Source organism: Rhodococcus sp. ACS1 (genome assembly GCF_002300155.1).
Lineage (GTDB): Bacteria > Actinomycetota > Actinomycetes > Mycobacteriales > Mycobacteriaceae > Rhodococcus_F > Rhodococcus_F koreensis.
The window spans coordinates 608,458-623,010 of record NZ_NSDZ01000010.1; the positions used below are offsets into that span (position 1 = coordinate 608,458).

At 67.0% G+C, this 14,553-nt stretch carries 15 protein-coding genes and 1 tRNA gene; 8 read left to right on the forward strand and 8 right to left on the reverse strand.

What is annotated here, in order from left to right:
* Nucleotides 1-4: 4 nt before the first annotated feature.
* The 4 genes from pyk (at nucleotide 5) to CJ179_RS41220 (ending at nucleotide 4,641) form a co-directional block, all read left to right on the forward strand.
* Nucleotides 5-1,423 carry a pyruvate kinase gene (pyk, locus tag CJ179_RS41205; RefSeq protein ID WP_074933926.1) on the forward strand — a complete coding sequence of 473 codons (1,419 nt, stop codon included), beginning with the start codon at nucleotides 5-7 and terminating at the stop codon, nucleotides 1,421-1,423.
* Nucleotides 1,424-2,302, forward strand: a complete 879-nt coding sequence (locus CJ179_RS41210; RefSeq protein ID WP_072951558.1) for an acyl-CoA thioesterase II — start codon at nucleotides 1,424-1,426, stop codon at nucleotides 2,300-2,302.
* A 105-nt stretch (nucleotides 2,303-2,407) separates the two neighbouring features.
* Entirely contained in the window at nucleotides 2,408-2,653 is a 246-nt protein-coding gene (locus CJ179_RS41215; RefSeq protein WP_072951555.1) for a hypothetical protein, read from the forward strand.
* Between the two features lie 200 nt (nucleotides 2,654-2,853).
* Nucleotides 2,854-4,641: an ABC transporter ATP-binding protein/permease gene (locus CJ179_RS41220; protein ID WP_095865275.1), complete on the forward strand. Its 1,788-nt coding sequence runs from the start codon at nucleotides 2,854-2,856 to the stop codon at nucleotides 4,639-4,641.
* Here CJ179_RS41220 and CJ179_RS41225 read toward each other — a convergent pair.
* From CJ179_RS41225 to CJ179_RS41235, 3 genes are all read right to left on the reverse strand, one after another.
* On the reverse strand, nucleotides 4,568-5,665 hold the full coding sequence (locus CJ179_RS41225) for a DUF4185 domain-containing protein (RefSeq protein WP_095865276.1): 1,098 nt from the start codon (nucleotides 5,663-5,665) through the stop codon (nucleotides 4,568-4,570). The two genes, CJ179_RS41220 and CJ179_RS41225, sit on opposite strands and share 74 nt — an antisense overlap.
* A 43-nt stretch (nucleotides 5,666-5,708) precedes the next feature.
* Nucleotides 5,709-6,212: an SRPBCC family protein gene (locus CJ179_RS41230; RefSeq protein WP_072951548.1), complete on the reverse strand. Its 504-nt coding sequence runs from the start codon at nucleotides 6,210-6,212 to the stop codon at nucleotides 5,709-5,711.
* Between the two features lie 104 nt (nucleotides 6,213-6,316).
* Nucleotides 6,317-7,192 (reverse strand): sigma-70 family RNA polymerase sigma factor, encoded by an 876-nt coding sequence (locus CJ179_RS41235; RefSeq protein ID WP_095865277.1) that lies wholly within the window; start codon nucleotides 7,190-7,192, stop codon nucleotides 6,317-6,319.
* A gap of 98 nt (nucleotides 7,193-7,290) precedes the next feature.
* Here CJ179_RS41235 and CJ179_RS41240 point away from each other — a divergent pair, with 98 nt between their 5' ends.
* Nucleotides 7,291-7,746 (forward strand): carboxymuconolactone decarboxylase family protein, encoded by a 456-nt coding sequence (locus CJ179_RS41240; protein WP_095865278.1) that lies wholly within the window; start codon nucleotides 7,291-7,293, stop codon nucleotides 7,744-7,746.
* An 82-nt stretch (nucleotides 7,747-7,828) separates the two neighbouring features.
* On the opposite strand, the gene CJ179_RS41245 is transcribed toward CJ179_RS41240, so the two are convergent.
* Nucleotides 7,829-7,902: transfer RNA gene (locus tag CJ179_RS41245), tRNA-Leu, on the reverse strand.
* Nucleotides 7,903-8,002: 100 nt separating this feature from the next.
* Here CJ179_RS41245 and CJ179_RS41250 point away from each other — a divergent pair.
* Entirely contained in the window at nucleotides 8,003-8,632 is a 630-nt protein-coding gene (locus tag CJ179_RS41250) for an ANTAR domain-containing response regulator (RefSeq protein ID WP_083395834.1), read from the forward strand.
* 60 nt (nucleotides 8,633-8,692) lie between these two features.
* Here the strand turns inward: CJ179_RS41250 and CJ179_RS41255 are convergent, their stop codons facing one another.
* Entirely contained in the window at nucleotides 8,693-9,532 is an 840-nt protein-coding gene (locus tag CJ179_RS41255) for an oxidoreductase (protein WP_095865279.1), read from the reverse strand.
* 108 nt (nucleotides 9,533-9,640) lie between these two features.
* Here CJ179_RS41255 and CJ179_RS41260 point away from each other — a divergent pair, with 108 nt between their 5' ends.
* On the forward strand, nucleotides 9,641-10,201 hold the full coding sequence (locus CJ179_RS41260) for a TetR family transcriptional regulator (RefSeq protein WP_072951539.1): 561 nt from the start codon (nucleotides 9,641-9,643) through the stop codon (nucleotides 10,199-10,201).
* A 166-nt stretch (nucleotides 10,202-10,367) separates the two neighbouring features.
* Nucleotides 10,368-11,690 carry an ABC transporter substrate-binding protein gene (locus CJ179_RS41265; RefSeq protein ID WP_074933928.1) on the forward strand — a complete coding sequence of 441 codons (1,323 nt, stop codon included), beginning with the start codon at nucleotides 10,368-10,370 and terminating at the stop codon, nucleotides 11,688-11,690.
* Between the two features lie 69 nt (nucleotides 11,691-11,759).
* On the opposite strand, the gene CJ179_RS41270 is transcribed toward CJ179_RS41265, so the two are convergent.
* The 3 genes from CJ179_RS41270 to CJ179_RS41280 are packed head-to-tail and all read right to left on the reverse strand — an operon-like array spanning nucleotide 11,760 to nucleotide 14,552.
* A complete protein-coding gene (locus tag CJ179_RS41270) occupies nucleotides 11,760-12,554 on the reverse strand; it encodes an ABC transporter ATP-binding protein (RefSeq protein ID WP_072949330.1) in 795 nt (264 codons plus the stop codon).
* The gene (locus CJ179_RS41275) at nucleotides 12,551-13,570 is read right to left on the reverse strand and encodes an ABC transporter ATP-binding protein (RefSeq protein WP_095865280.1); all 1,020 of its coding nucleotides are present in this window, start codon (nucleotides 13,568-13,570) and stop codon (nucleotides 12,551-12,553) included. The genes CJ179_RS41270 and CJ179_RS41275 overlap by 4 nt, the downstream gene beginning before the upstream one ends.
* Nucleotides 13,563-14,552 (reverse strand): branched-chain amino acid ABC transporter permease, encoded by a 990-nt coding sequence (locus CJ179_RS41280; protein WP_072949327.1) that lies wholly within the window; start codon nucleotides 14,550-14,552, stop codon nucleotides 13,563-13,565. The genes CJ179_RS41275 and CJ179_RS41280 overlap by 8 nt, the downstream gene beginning before the upstream one ends.
* Between the last annotated feature and the right edge of the window lies 1 nt (nucleotide 14,553).

Below are 14,553 nucleotides of genomic sequence, written 5' to 3' on the forward strand. Positions count from 1 at the left end.
GGCCGTGAACCGACGCACGAAGATCGTATGCACACTTGGACCTGCTACCGCCACCGGTGACCGTATTCGCGAACTCGTCGAAAGCGGTATGGACGTGGCGCGGCTGAACTTCAGCCACGGCGAACACGCCGATCACGAGGAGAACTACAAACGCGTGAGGGCGGCCTCGGACGCGACGGGCAAGGCGGTCGGTGTCCTGGCCGACCTGCAGGGCCCGAAGATCCGGCTGGGCCGGTTCGCGGAGGGTCGCACCACGTGGGCCAACGGTGAGGAGGTGCGGATCACCGTCGACGAGTGCGAGGGCACCCACGACCGGGTCTCGACCACCTACAAGCAGTTGGCGGAGGACGCCAAGCCGGGCGATCGGCTGCTGGTCGACGACGGCAAGGTCGGTCTCGTCGTCTCCGGTGTGGAGGGCAACGACGTGATCTGCCGGGTCACCGAGGGCGGCCCGGTCAGCAACAACAAGGGTGTGTCGCTGCCGGGGATGAACGTGTCGGTTCCGGCGCTGTCGGAGAAGGACATCGCGGACCTGGAGTTCGCGCTCGGGTTGGGTGTCGACTTCATCGCGTTGTCGTTCGTGCGGTCCCCGGCGGATGTGGAGCTGGTGCACGCGGTGATGGACCGGGTGGGCCGGCGGATCCCGGTGATCGCGAAGCTGGAGAAGCCGGAGGCGATCGACAACCTCGAGGCGATCGTGCTGGCGTTCGACGCGGTGATGGTCGCCCGCGGTGACCTGGGGGTGGAGTTGCCGCTCGAGCAGGTGCCGCTGGTGCAGAAGCGGGCCATTCAGATCGCCCGGGAGAACGCGAAGCCGGTGATCGTGGCCACGCAGATGCTGGAGTCGATGATCGAGAATTCGCGGCCGACCCGCGCGGAGGCGTCGGATGTCGCGAACGCGGTGCTCGACGGTGCGGACGCGGTGATGCTGTCCGGTGAGACGTCGGTGGGGAAGTACGTGATGGAGACGGTGCGCACGATGGCGCGGATCGTGGAGGCGGTGGAGAACGAGTCCACCCAGGTGCCGCCGCTGACGCACGTGCCGCGCACCAAGCGGGGTGTGATCTCGTACGCGGCCCGCGACATCGGGGAGCGCCTGGATGCGAAGGCGTTGGTGGCGTTCACGCAGTCCGGGGACACGGTGCGCCGGTTGGCGCGGTTGCACACGCCGTTGCCGTTGCTGGCGTTCACCCCGTTGCCGGAGGTGCGCAGCCAGTTGTCGCTGACGTGGGGGACGGAGACGTTCATCGTCGATCCGGTGGACAGTACGGATGCGATGGTGCGGCAGGTCGACAACGCGTTGCTGGGGTTGGGCCGGTATCAGAAGGGTGAGCTGGTGGTCATCGTGGCGGGGTCGCCGCCCGGCACCGTAGGCTCGACCAACCTGATCCACGTCCACAGAATCGGCGAAGAGGACCACTAGGTGAGCGAAGTCGCGGCGAAGACCGATCTCCAGACCCTGCTCGAACTTCTCGATCTCGAGAGGACCGGGGAGGACACGTACCGAGGTCGGCATCCCGCGCAGGTGGGTAGCCGGACGTTCGGCGGCCAGTTGATCTCCCAGGCACTGGTCGCCGCCGGCCGCACCGTCAGCGGCGAGCGCGCCGTGCACGCAGTCAACGCCCACTTCATCCGCGGCGGAAACGTCAAGGAACCCATCGAGTACCGCGTCGAGCGGCACCGCGACGGGCGGGCCTTCGCGAATCGCCAGGTCACCGCCCTGCAGGACGGTCAGGAACTGTTCGTCATGCTGGCGGCGTTCCAGGACTGGGGCAAGGGTCTCGAGCACGCGGTCGAGGTGCCCGACGTCCCGTTCCCGGACACGCTGCCGCCGCTCGGCGACCACTTCCAGGGTTACGAAGACCGGTTGAAGATGTTCGTCGACGCGCTCAAGCCGATCGACATGCGGTACGCGAACGACCCGTCGTGGATCATGAAGGGCACGGGGGAGAAACTCACCCACAACCGGGTCTGGATGAAATCGGACGGCGACCTTCCGGACGACCCACTCATTCACGTGGCCGTCATGGGCTACTCGTCGGACACCACGGTCCTGGACTCCATCATCACCACCCACGGCCTGTCGTGGGGGCTGGACCGGATCGTCGCGGCCACCGTGAACCATTCCATCTGGTTCCACCGGCCGTTCCGCTTCGACGACTGGACGTTGTACGCCACCGAGTCGCCGGTCGCGGCAGGTTCCCGCGGTCTCGCGACGGGGCGCTTCTTCTCCCTCGACGGGGAGTTGCTGGCGACGGTGGTCCAGGAGGGGCTCATCCGGCACTTCCCGCCGCGCCAATAAGAGCAGTGCCATTCCGTTGCCACCGAACGGCTTTGAACGGCAGTTCAACCGGTGGCCGCGGCGTATGGTCGGTCTGGAATCACCGAAACGGAACGGACGTGCACCATGAGCGCAGACGAACCCGAGAAGAAGGCCGGCCGGCCGGCCGAGAGCGAAGTTCCCGTGCCCGACGACGAGGCGCTCGCCGAAGCCAGGAAGAAGGTGGAGGAGATCGACGCCCGCTACGAGCCGGGGGCCCGCGAGACGGTCGTCCTGCCCGGCTCCGGCGGCACGGTGTCGGGAACCGCCTTCGACGACTACGTCGACGACGACGGCAATCTGAAAGAGCCTGAACCCGAGAAGGACTCGTAGAACCCCCTGTCGCCTGGGGACCGTTCACCTCGCCCGATGTCCACCCGCGCGGCCGAAACCGCGCAAATGGGACATCGGGCGGTCTGTGTCTTCCGGGTCGACGCGTGTCCTGCGCGGATCTCTCGCCCATCACCGACCTCCGGGGTTAGACTTCGCCATCTTTTCTGGTGAGTTTCACCTCGTGATCGGGGATATGGGTCGTGGACTGGAACAACGTCGTATGGGACAGCTCGATGTGGCTGCTCAAGGCATACGTCATGACTGTCGTCGCGTTCGTCGTCGTGGTGATACTGCTCGCGCGGTTCACCAAATGGGGTAGGCAGTTCTGGCGCTTCGCCGCGCCCTACTTCGATCCGCGGCGCAGCCTCAAGCCGTTGACCATCCTGGCGGCGCTGCTGCTGTCGACGGTCTTCGCGGTGCGCATGACGGTGCTGTTCTCCTACTGGTACAACGACTTCTACGATTCGATCCAGAACCTGGACGAGCCGGCGTTCTGGCACTTTCTCCGGGTGTTCGCCATCCTGGCGACGGTCCACGTGGTCCGTGCCCTCGTCGAGTACGTGATCGGGCAGACCCTCGACATCGACTGGCGGACATGGCTCAACCACCATCTCGTCGACGACTGGCTCGACAGCCGCGCCTACTACCGCGACCGGTTCCTCGGCGACGCGATCGACAACCCGGATCAGCGCATCCAGGCCGACATCACCAACTTCGTGACCACGTCCCGCTCGCTGTCGATGGGCGCGGTGACCGCGGTGCTGTCGATCGTGTCGTTCACGGGGATCCTGTGGGACCTGTCCGGCCCGATGACCGTGTTCGGCGTCGAGATCTCGCGGGCGATGATCTTCCTCGTCTACATCTACGTGCTGGTGACCACGGCGGTGGCGTTCTGGATCGGCAAGCCCCTCATCAAGCTGAACTTCCTCAACGAGAAACTCGGCGCCAACTTCCGCTACGCGCTGATCCGGGTGCGGGAGTACGGCGAGAGCATCGCGTTCTACCGCGGCGAGAACGTCGAGCGGCGCACCCTCGCCGGACGGTTCGCGGACGTCATCCGGAACATGTGGCAGATCGTCTTCCGGACGTTGAAGTTCAGCGGCTGGAACCTCACCGTCAACCAGACGGCCGTCATCTTCCCGTTCCTGGTGCAGGGTCCGCGACTGTTCACCGGCCAGGTGTCTCTCGGTGACGTGATGCAGACGTCGCAGGCCTTCGGTCAGGTCCACGACTCGCTGTCCTTCTTCCGCGAGTCGTATGCTGACTTCGCCAGTTTCCGCGCGACCCTCATCCGACTCAACGGCCTCGCCAACGACAACCTGCACGCCGCCGAACTTCCGGTCCTGAGGACCGGCAAGTCGGGCGACGATCTGCAGGTCGAAAAGCTGGACGTGCGCATCCCGACGGGGGAGACCCTCATCGAGGGCCTCGCGCTCACCGTGACCCCCGGGCAGTCGCTGCTGGTCAAGGGGCCGTCCGGTTCGGGCAAGACTACGTTGCTCCGTACCCTCGCGGATCTGTGGCCATACGCCGACGGCACGGTGTCGCGGCCGTCGGGGGAGGCCATCTTCCTGTCCCAGCGCCCGTACCTGCCGCTCGGGTCGCTACGCACCGCCCTGGCCTACCCGAAGGAGCCGACGGCGTCCGACGACGTCGTGCGTGGTGCGCTGTCGAGGGTGTCGCTCGGCAATCTGAGTGATCGGCTCGACGAGACCGCCGACTGGACGCGGATCCTGTCGCCGGGCGAGCAGCAGCGTCTCGCGTTCGCGCGGGTGCTGATCGCCCGTCCAGCGGTGATCTTCCTCGACGAGGCCACGTCGGCGATCGACGAGGGCCTCGAGCACACGCTCTACACCCTGCTCAGGACCGAACTCCCCGACAGCATCGTGGTGAGCGTGGGGCACCGCAGCACGCTCAACCAATTCCATTCCCGTGGTGTGGAACTCGAAGGGGAAGGGCGGTGGACGGAGTCGGAGCTGGTGGGGTGACGGGCGCGTCCAGCCGGGTGGTGAACTGCAGCACCCGGTAGGGGTCCCCGGTCGTCGTGTTCCATTGCGACACAAGCAGATGCAGTTCGTCCAACGTGGACGCCGGGTGGACGTATCCGCCGTAGATCTGCGCCCACGTGCCGTCCGCGGCTCCCCAGTCGCCGCCGGCAACCTGCACCGTCGGCTCCGACCACCGTCCGTCGATGCGCTGCGCCGTGCGGGTGACGATCGCGTAGGCGGTGGGGTCGAAGTAAGCGAGGACCCAGGTGCCGTCGATCCGCCGCAGGCACATCTCCCCGACGGGACCCGGCAAGATCGGGGTCGCGGGCTGTCCCCACGCCCACCCCGTGCCACGGTCCCAGCCCCAGTCTGCGTAGGCTCCGGGTTCGAGGATCCGCGCTTCGGGGACTCGGCGCAGGATCATTCCACCCGGATTGGTGCGGTCGAACGCACTCGAGACGACATAGACGTAGCCCTCGTGCCGTTCCATCGTCCACAGTTGGTCGAGCGAACCGCCGCGGTTGTCCCACCGGGCGCGTGTCCGGTGCCAGCGCTCGCCGCCGTCGTCGGACCAGGCGAGATACGTGAAGTTCGTCGGCCACCCCTGCGACGCCCACGAGTGCACACTGACGACGGACAGGTAGGTCCGGTCGCCGATCGTGACGGCGTCCGCGGGAACCACGGTGAACTCGCTGCCCGCCGATTCCCGGTCGGGTGATTCGCGGACGTCGTGCGCGTTCGGCAGGATCTCCCTCGCCGTCCGGCCCCCGCCCGCGGAGTCGAACTCGATGCCGCCGCGGAGATCGGTTGTGGTGGAGCGCAACATCACGGGACTGCGCCACCCCCGGCCGCTCCGGCCGCGGGAGCTGAACGTGTCGCCGAAGAAGAACGCGACCCGGCCGTCGGACAGGCGCACCGGACAACCGAGGTCGGTGCCGTGCACACCCCATCGCCGCGTCGCCTCGCCGGTGACCTCCTTCACGTAGGTTGCTGCCGGTGTGGTGGTGCTGCCCGGGATACGCACTCCCTACTGTCGGTGACTTCGCGTGGTCGGGGAATTCTGGTGGTCAGGACGTCTTGCGGTAGGACTCGGCGAGTTCGTCGGCGCGATCCCACAGCGACCAGTCGACTTCGCGGCCGTCCAATTGCGCTTCGACGACCTCGAGCCCCGCGTGCCAGCCGGCGGCGTGCGCGTAGGCGGATTCCTCTTCCTCCACGGTGTGGGTGAGCGTCAGCCAGCAGCCGCCGCTGCCGTCGGGAACGAGTTCCCAGTGCAGCGTCTCGGCGTCCCACAGGTATTCGAGGATGTGCGCGGGATGCACCGAGATGACCGTTCCGGTGGTGGTCTGATCTGCGGGCAGTCCGAACCGGCGCACCTGCTCCGGTGTCACCCGGAAGACGAGGTCGGCCCCCGGGGTGAGGTCGAAGTCGACGTCGGCGGGAAACCAGTCCTTCAGGTACTGCGGGTCGGTGAGAACACGCCACACCTTCTCCGGCGAGTGCGAGAGCGCTTGCTGGAATCGAAGGGCTACCCGCCCGTCGTAGGTGAAAGTGACGGTGCCGAGCTCCATGGGTGACCTCCGTGCTCGAGGGCGTACCTGTCCCACCATGGTACTGGCAGGACGCCGCAGATCCCCAGGATCGGGCACAAAAAACCGCCGCTACCTGCGGGTCGTCAGACGTCGCCGGGGGAGATGCCCAGACGTTGTAAACGGACCGGGTCGGCCAGGATGTCGATCCGGACGATCTTCCCGCCGGAGACGGTGAACGCCATGACCGAGAACGTCTTTCCGTCGGGCGCGGTCACCACCCCGGGTGTGCCGTTCACCAGGGCGAGCCGGCCGAAAGGAGCGAAACGCGAGAACGTGAGGGCCTGCTCGCCGACTGCGCGGGATCCGCGCACCACGTCGGCTCCGTCGGCGCCGCGGTCGGCCCGCAGGACGATGTCCGGGTCGAGCAGGGCGAGGAGGTCGTCGAACCTGCCGCCCCGCGAGGCGGTCATGAATGCCTCGACCACCTCGCGCTGCCGGGTCGGGTCGGTCTCCGGGGCGTGCCCCGATCCCTGGACTCGCCGGCGCGCCCGGCTTGCGAGTTGCCGCGTCGCGGCGGGCGTGCGGTCGGCGATCGGGGCGATCTCGTCGAAGGACAGGGCGAACATGTCGTGCAGCACGAAGGCGAGCCGCTCGGCGGGCGCCAGCGTGTCGAGAACGACCAGCAGCGCGAGACCGACGGAGTCGCCCAGCACCGCCTCGTGCTCGGGATCGGTCCCGTCCACCTCGCGAACGATCGGATCCGGAACATGGACCTCCAGGGGATCCTCGCGCCGCGCCTTGCGGGATCGGAGCATGTCGAGGCAGACCCGCCCGACGACCGTCGTCAGCCAACCACGCAGGTTCTGCACCTCGGACGTCTCGGCGCGACTGAGTCGCAGCCAGCCCTCCTGCACGGCGTCCTCCGCTTCGCCGATCGAGCCGAGCATCCGGTACGCGACCGCCGACAGATGCGTCCGGTTCTCCTCGAAGCGGTGCGCCAGAACTTCTTCTGCGTCCATCTGTCACATTCTCCCATCGCGGTTCGTCATACCAGTGACCAACGAAAACAAGCCGGTGTGACATCTCACCACCCGAATTCCTTTGGAGGCAGGCAATCATGAAAGCCCGGATGACCAACCCCGCGATGATCGTTCCCGACGCCATGAAGTCTCTGCTGGCGCTGGGGAAGGCCACGGCGAAGGCGAACGTGCCGCCGGTGACCCACGCCCTCGTGCACCTGCGGTCGAGCCAGATCAACGGCTGCAGCGTGTACGTGGACATGCACGCGCGTGAGCTGGAGAAGGAAGGCGAGACCAATCAGCGGATCTTCGCGGTGGCGGCGTGGCGGGAGGCCCCGTACTTCAGCGACGCCGAACGTGCGGCCCTCGCGCTGGCCGAGTCGATGACCCGGTTGAGCGATCGCGCGGACCCGGTGCCCGACGAGGTGTGGGCCGAGGCCGCCCGGCACTACGACGAGGAGCAACTCGCGTCGCTGGTGCTGTCGATCGCCGGCGTGAACCTGTGGAACCGCATCAATGCCGCCACCCGGCAGGTCGCGGGCGGGCAGTGGTGACAGGGACGCCGTAACGGGGGCGACATGCGAATCGCAGGTCAGAGAATGCATCTGACCTGCGATCGCGGGATGATCCCGGCGGTGCCCTCGGTGAGACTCGAACTCACACTGGACGGGTTTTGAATCCGTTTCCTCTGCCAATTGGGATACGAGGGCGTGTTGCGCTGTACCACTGTAGAAGATCGCCGCCGGGAGTCAACCACCGGTACCCTTCTAACGTTCGCTCCCCGCGCCGGGGTCGTCCGAGCAGAGGAGAATGGTGGCCATGAACGCTCCCCAGCAGCAAGGTGTGCCGTCGCAGCCGCGACGGGTCGTGGTGGCCGAGGACGAGGCGCTGATCAGGCTCGATCTGGTCGAGATGCTGCGGGAAGAGGGCTACGACGTGGTTGGTGAGGCGGGGGACGGGCAGGCCGCCGTCGACCTGGCGGTGGAGCTGAAACCCGACCTCGTGATCATGGACGTGAAGATGCCCCGCCGCGACGGCATCGACGCGGCCTCCGAGATCGCGGCGAAACGTATTGCGCCCGTGGTCATTCTCACAGCGTTCAGTCAGCGCGAGCTGGTGGAGCGGGCGCGCGACGCCGGGGCGATGGCCTATCTCGTCAAGCCGTTCTCCACGGCCGACCTGGTGCCCGCGGTCGAGTTGGCAGCCAGCCGGTTCAAGGAGGTGACTGCGCTCGAGCGGGAGATCTCCGATCTGTCCGAGCGGCTGGAGACCCGCAAGATCGTCGAGCGGGCCAAGGGTGTGCTGATGGACAAGCAGTCCTTGACCGAGCCCGAAGCGTTCAAGTGGATCCAGCGGGCCGCGATGGACCGCCGGTCGACGATGAAGGCGGTCGCGCAGGTGGTGCTCGAGACCCTCGGTGGGGAAGCCCCCACCAGCTGACCGGCGAGATCGGCGGCAGCCGACGCGTTTTCGCCCGGGCCGTCTTCCGTTGGTGGCGGGTCAGTCGCCGGCGGGGAAGTCCGCGGAGCGGCTGACGTCGGCCCAGGCGAGGGCCTCGGCGGCGCGTTCGCGGGACGACTTCTCGGCCATCGCGACGGCGCCTGCCCCGAGCAGCAGGCGCAGTGGGGCGTCCTCGGCGGCAACCACATCCATGATGATCCGCGCGGCCCGTGCCGGATCCCCAGGCTGGGTGCCGTCGGAGTTCTCCCGGTAGCGGTTCATCGCGCCGACCGTCGCCTCGTAGTCGGGCCCGACGGAGCTGCGTTGCATCGACGAGCCCTGCCAGTCGGTGCGAAACGCCCCGGGTTCCACGATGAGCACCTTCACCCCGAACGGTCTCACCTCGGCCGCCAGCACTTCGGAGAAGCCCTCGACGGCGAACTTCGCGGCCTGGTAGGCGCTCAGCCCGGGTGTGCCGCCGACGCGGCCTCCGACGGAGGAGAACTGCACGAAGCAGCCGCTGCGCTGCTCGCGCAGGATGGGCAGCGCAGCCCGCGTGACGTTGACGACGCCGAAGAAGTTGGCGTCGACCTGCTGCCGGAAGTCGTCGTCGGCCATTTCCTCGATCGGGACGCTGTTGGCGTAGCCGGCGTTGTTCACCACGACGTCGAGGCCGCCGAACTCCTCGACCGCGGTCGCGACGGCGTCGCGGGCGGCCGCGGCGTCGGTGACGTCCAGGGCGACCGTCCGAACCCGGTCGCCGTACGTGTCGATCAGGTCGGTCAGCTGTTCGGGTCTGCGGGCGGTGGCGACGACGTTGTCGCCACCGCGCAGGACCGCGGTCGCGAGTTCCTGGCCGAAACCGCGTGAACTACCGGTGATGAGCCAGGTCTTGGCCATGAGAGATCCCATTTCTGCTTGCAACTGACTGGTTGGATGCTTACGGGATCCATGGAACACCTGCGCGGCGTAGCTGTCAACCAACTGGTTAGTTGATAGTGTGGACGCATGGTCCGTGATGCAGAGGCAACGAAGAAACGATTACTCGATGCGGCGGCGGCCGAATTCGCCGAATTCGGTATCGCCGGGGCGCGGGTCGATCGCATCGCCCTCGCCGCCAAGGCGAACAAGTCGATGATCTACGCCTACTTCGGCGACAAGGGGCAACTGTTCGACGCCGTCTTCGCCGCCCACGTGGTGGCGTTCACCGAGCAGGTGCGCTTCGACGCCACCGACCTCCCGGGCTACGCGGGACGCTCGTTCGACCTGTACGAGGACAACCCGGCGACGCTGCGGCTCGCCACCTGGTACCAACTCGAACGGCCCGACGGTGAGCCGCTCCAGGTGGTGGTCGCGTCCAACCGGTCGAAGCTCGCCGATATCGAGCGGGCGCAGAAAAGTGGTGTGCTGCCAACCCGATTCGCGCCGGTGGAGCTGCTCGCCGTCGTCCGGTCCGTCGCGATGTCCTGGCACACGCAGACCCCGGAACTCGGCGCCTCGGCGCCCGCGGACCGGGCCCGCCGGCGCCAGGTGGTGGTCGAGTCCGTGCGCCTCCTCGTCGGCGCCTGACGCTCGCCACGCTACGGCCGCGTAAACACTCGTCGTAATCAGATCACAGTAAGGTCACGAGCCTTTCCGGACCGATCGCGAAAGCCGCCGGACCGCTAGCGTCTGATCCCACAGCGGACGCCAACTCGGGTGGCGCCCGCACACAGGTGATCTAAGGAGAGTTTGGATGGCTAAACGGACCCTCGTGCGGGCGGCCGCGGTTCTCGGCGCGGCATCTCTCGCACTGGCAGGTTGTAGTTCGGACAGTGGCGACGACTCCGCGAGCGGGAGTGACAGCTCTGCCTCGGCCACCACTGTTTCCACCGACTGCACCCCCGAAGAAGCGGCGGCAGCGGGTGCCCCGTCCACGGCGCCGCTGAAGATCGGCACCCTGCTCCCCGACACGGGAAGCCTCTCCTTCCTCGGACCGCCGATGGTGGCGGGCACCCAGCTCGGCGTCAACGACGTCAACGCGGCAGGAGGGGTTCTCGGCCAGCCCGTCCAGCTGATTCCCGGCGACTCCGGCGACACCACCACCGATACGGCGAACACCACGGTGGACCGCGAACTGGCGGCGGGCACCCAGGTGATCATCGGTGCGGCGTCGTCGTCGGTGTCGCTGAAGGTCATCGACAAGGTGTCCAGCGCCGGCGTCGTGATGTTCTCCCCGGCCAACACGTCCGACCAGTTCGTCTGCTACCCGGACAAGGGGCAGTACTTCCGCACCGCCCCCACCGACGTCCTGCAGGCTCAGGCTGTGTCGCAACTCATCTCGGACGACGGCGGTCAGCGCGTGTCCATCCTGGCCCTCAACGACCCGTACGGCACCGGGCTCGCCGACAACATCCAGAAGAACCTCGTCGACGCGGGCATCCCCGAGGACCAGATCCAGAAGATCATCTACGACCCCAACGCGCAGTCGTTCAACTCCGAGGTCGACCAGGTCAAGGACTTCGCGCCCGACGCCGTCGCGGTGGTGGGATTCGAGGAGTCGGCGAAGATCATCACCCGGATGCACGAGGTCGGCATCGGCCCGTCCGACGGCATGAAGGTCTACGGCGTGGACGGCAACATGGGTAACGCACTCGGCGAGTCGGTGGCGGCGCCGCTGCTCGACGGCATGCAGGGCACCACCCCGCTCACCGACGTCGGCCCGGCCTTCCAGGATCGTCTCAAGGGCATCAACCCGGGGCTGATCGACTTCAACTACGCCGGTGAGTCCTACGACGCCGTGGTCATTGCCTCGCTCGCCGCGGAAGCCGCGAAGTCGACGGCGGGTCGCGACATCGCCGCGAACATCAACAACGTCACCGAGGGCGGCACGCCGTGCACGTCGTACCAGGAATGCCTGCCGCTCGTGCAGGCCGGAACGGACATCGACTACAACGGCATCACCGGCAAACTCGACTTCGCCGCAGCCGGCGAGCCGTCCATCGGTTCGTACGGCAAGCTGAAGTTCGGTGCCGACAACAAGCTGACGACGGACGGGTACATCGTCGTCGGCGGGTGATCGCACTCGTCTGAAACGAACTGTGGGCCAGGGAAACCTGGCCCACAGTCGTGTCCGGATCCGCTGGGACTACTTTTTCTCCTGGCTGCCCGCGAGGGTGCCGAGGTACAACTCGATCACCTTCGGGTCGTGCATCAGGTTGGGCCCCGAGTCGGTATAGGCGTTGCGGCCCTGGTCGAGGACGTAGCCGCGGTCGCAGATCTGCAGGCACCGCCGGGCGTTCTGTTCCACCATGATCACCGAGACACCCGCCGCGTTGATTCTCTTGCAGCGGATGAACACCTCGTCCTGGAACATCGGGGACAGTCCGGCGGACGGCTCGTCGAGCAGCAGCACGGACGGATCCATCATCAGCGCCCGGCCCATGGCGACCATCTGCCGCTCACCGCCGGACAGGGCGCCCGCCTTCACCTTCTTCCGCTCGACGAGCAGCGGGAACAGGTCGCCGACGAACGCGAACCTCTCCGCGAAGCGCTTGGGGCGCAGATACATCCCCATCTCGAGGTTCTCCTCGATGGTGAGCGACGGAAAGACGTTCTGCGTCTGCGGGACATAGCCGACGCCCTTCTGCACGAGAACGTGGGCCGGTTTGGACGTGATGTCCTCACCGCGCAGGGTCACCGAGCCCTCACGCACCGGGATCAACCCGAACAACGACTTCAGGAGAGTGGACTTGCCGGCGCCGTTGGGGCCGATGATGCCGACGATCTCACCCTCGCGCAGGAAGAAATTGCATTCGCGGAGGATGTTGACGCCCGGGATATACCCGGCCACCACACCGTCCGCGCGGACGAGGGCACCCTCGGCGAGCCGGGCGTGCTCCTCGGGTGTGGCCGCGAATTCCGCTGGGGTCGGTTCGGTCATGAGTTCTCACGCCTCAGGTCGGTGATGTCGGGTTCGGAGAGGTCGCCGCCGGTCTCGAGGGTTTCGGCCTCGGCGCTCTCGAGTGCCTCGGCCAGAACGGCCGTCGCGCCCACCGGATTCCCCTCGTCGTCGAACTCGAGTGCCTGATCGTGGTGGCTGCCCAGGTACGCGTCGACCACCGCGCTGTTGGACGAGAGGTGTTCCGGGGTGGATTCGGCGATCACACTGCCCTGCGCCATCACCACCACCCAGTCGCTGATGTCGCGGATGACGTCCATGTCGTGTTCGACGAACACCACGGTCATGCCCTCGTCCCGAAGCGATTTGATGTGGCCCAGCAGGCTCTGGGTGAGCGCCGGGTTCACGCCGGCCATCGGCTCGTCGAGCATCACCACGGTCGGCTCGGTCATCAGCGCCCGCGCCATCTCGAGCAGCTTGCGCTGACCGCCGGACAGCGAACCGGCGAGATCGTCGGACTTGGTGTCGAGTGTGAACCGCGCGAGCAGTTCGTTGGCCCGTTCGGTGACGGCGCGTTCCTGCGCCTTCCACGTCCATGGCAGCAGCGTGTTGACAATCCGCTCGCCGCGCTGCCCGGTGGCGCCGAGCCGCACGTTGTCGAGCACCGTCAGCTTCGACAGCGCCTTGGTGAGCTGGAACGTGCGGACGACACCGCGGCGGGCCACCTGGTGCGGATACATCCGGCCGAGGGACTGGCCGTCCATCGACCACGTACCGCTGTCCGGCCGGTCGAAACCGGTGAGCAGGTTGAACAGGGTGGTCTTGCCCGCGCCGTTCGGACCGATCAGTCCGGTGATGCAGCCGCGCTGGATCTCGAGATGCGCCACGTCGACGGCCTTGAGCCCGCCGAATGTGCGGGACACGTTGTCGACGAGAAGGATCGGGTCGGGTTTGGATGCGCCGGGGGAGTGCGGGACGTCGGTGAAGATCGAGGCCCGTTGCTCGGCGGTGAGCACCGTGTCGGTCTGCAGATGATCCGGCAGTCTGTGGTCAGGCATTGAGCTGCACCTCCCGCTTGTTGCCCAGTATGCCCTGCGGCCGGAAGACCATGAGCACCGCGATCATGATGCCGAGCAGGACGAAGCGCATGGCCCCGACCTGCTGTTCCGTCAGCGGCAGCAGCGGCTCCGGACCGGAGATGGCCTGGCGCAGCAGTGCGTCCGGGATGGCCAGCAGGAACCAGAACAGCATCGCTCCGACCACCGGTCCGAAGACGGTGGCCGCGCCGCCGAGGATGAGGGCACCGAACGCGAAGAACGTCTGGGCGGTGGAGTAGAAGTCGGGGTTGATCGACTTGGTCTGCAGTGCGTTGAACACACCGCCGAGCCCGCCGATCATGCCGCCGAGGACCAGCGCCTGCATCTTGTAGACGAAGACGTTCTTGCCGAGGGCGCGCGCGGCGTCCTCGTCCTCGCGGACCGCCTTGAGGACGCGGCCCCACGGGCTGTGCGTGAGGAGGTACACGAACCCGCACAGCACCAGGACGAGAGTCCAGCCGACGACCATCGACCACAGGTCGTCGCCGTAGAACTTCACCCCGAGGAAGTTGTACTGCTTACCGGAGTCGAACGGGCTGAGCGTGGTGAACGGATCGGCGAAGCCGAACAGGCCGTTGGTGGAGCCGGTGATCGAATCCGAAGCGGTGGAGCGGAATATCAGCCGCAGGATCTCGGACGCGGCGATCGTGACGATGGCGAGGTAGTCGGCCCGCAGCCGCAGCGTCGGGATACCGAGGACGACGGCCAGCAACCCGGCGGCGACGAGACCGACGAGGATGCCGACCCACAGCGGCTGCTGGTAGGTGACGGTCATGATCCCGACGCCGTAGCCGCCGAGGAGTGCGAAACCGATCTGACCGAAGTTCAGCAGCCCGGCGTAACCGAAGTGCAGGTTGAGGCCGATTGCCAGCAGCGCGTAGAAGATCGCGGACGGGCCGATCAGCTGGGCGAGCGAGACCTGGAGTGCTCCTGCGATGTCCATG

What these genes read in the sequence shown, in the direction of transcription:
- CJ179_RS41215 (WP_072951555.1), top strand. Translation starts at nt 2,408, where the DNA reads ATGAGCGCAGACGAACCCGAGAAGAAGGCCGGCCGGCCGGCCGAGAGC.
- CJ179_RS41230 (WP_072951548.1), bottom strand. Translation starts at nt 6,212, where the DNA reads ATGGAGCTCGGCACCGTCACTTTCACCTACGACGGGCGGGTAGCCCTT.
- CJ179_RS41235 (WP_095865277.1), bottom strand. Translation starts at nt 7,192, where the DNA reads ATGGACGCAGAAGAAGTTCTGGCGCACCGCTTCGAGGAGAACCGGACG.
- CJ179_RS41240 (WP_095865278.1), top strand. Translation starts at nt 7,291, where the DNA reads ATGAAAGCCCGGATGACCAACCCCGCGATGATCGTTCCCGACGCCATG.
- CJ179_RS41250 (WP_083395834.1), top strand. Translation starts at nt 8,003, where the DNA reads ATGGTGGCCATGAACGCTCCCCAGCAGCAAGGTGTGCCGTCGCAGCCG.
- CJ179_RS41255 (WP_095865279.1), bottom strand. Translation starts at nt 9,532, where the DNA reads ATGGCCAAGACCTGGCTCATCACCGGTAGTTCACGCGGTTTCGGCCAG.
- CJ179_RS41260 (WP_072951539.1), top strand. Translation starts at nt 9,641, where the DNA reads ATGGTCCGTGATGCAGAGGCAACGAAGAAACGATTACTCGATGCGGCG.
- CJ179_RS41265 (WP_074933928.1), top strand. Translation starts at nt 10,368, where the DNA reads ATGGCTAAACGGACCCTCGTGCGGGCGGCCGCGGTTCTCGGCGCGGCA.
- CJ179_RS41270 (WP_072949330.1), bottom strand. Translation starts at nt 12,554, where the DNA reads ATGACCGAACCGACCCCAGCGGAATTCGCGGCCACACCCGAGGAGCAC.
- CJ179_RS41275 (WP_095865280.1), bottom strand. Translation starts at nt 13,570, where the DNA reads ATGCCTGACCACAGACTGCCGGATCATCTGCAGACCGACACGGTGCTC.
- CJ179_RS41280 (WP_072949327.1), bottom strand. Translation starts at nt 14,552, where the DNA reads ATGGACATCGCAGGAGCACTCCAGGTCTCGCTCGCCCAGCTGATCGGC.